Origin of the sequence: Xanthomonas sp. SHU 166, assembly GCF_000364685.1 — a bacterium.
Classification (GTDB): Bacteria; Pseudomonadota; Gammaproteobacteria; order Xanthomonadales; family Xanthomonadaceae; genus Xanthomonas_A; species Xanthomonas_A sontii.
Map to the genome: position 1 here is coordinate 1 of NZ_AQOJ01000804.1, position 631 is coordinate 631.

Below are 631 nucleotides of genomic sequence, written 5' to 3' on the forward strand. Positions count from 1 at the left end.
AGCGCCGCGCGCGTGCTGGCCAAGCGCGGCCACGCCGAGCGCATCGCGGTGCCGGCCAGCGCCGCGGCGCCGCAGCCACAACCCGGTCCGATCCCCAATGCCGAACAGCAGGCCGCCATCGACGCGGTGGTCGCCGCCGCCGGCTTCGCCCCGTTCCTGCTCGACGGTGTGACCGGCAGCGGCAAGACCGAGGTCTACCTGCAGGCGATCGCCGCCTGTCTGGCGCGCGGGCGCCAGGCGCTGGTGCTGGTGCCGGAGATCGGCCTGACCCCGCAGACCCTGGCCCGCTTCCGCGCCCGCCTGGGGGTGCCGGTGCACGCGCTGCATTCCGGGCTCAACGACAACGAACGCGCACGGGTCTGGGCCGCCGCCTGGCGCGGCGAGGCGCAGGTGGTGGTCGGCACCCGCTCGGCGGTGTTCGTGCCGCTGCCGCAGGCAGGATTGATCGTGGTCGACGAGGAACACGACGGCAGCTACAAGCAGCAGGACGGCATCCGCTACCACGCCCGCGATTTCGCCCTGGTCCGCGGCAAGGCGCTGGACGTGCCGGTGCTGCTGGGCAGCGCCACGCCCTCGCTGGAGAGCCTGCACAACGCCACCGGCGGCCGCTACGCGCACCTGCGCCTGACCC

At 74.5% G+C, this 631-nt stretch carries 1 protein-coding gene; it reads left to right on the forward strand.

The window, feature by feature from the left end:
* Positions 1 to 631: DEAD/DEAH box helicase (locus D180_RS18585; protein ID WP_043091328.1), on the forward strand; the 631-nt coding region annotated here is incomplete at both ends.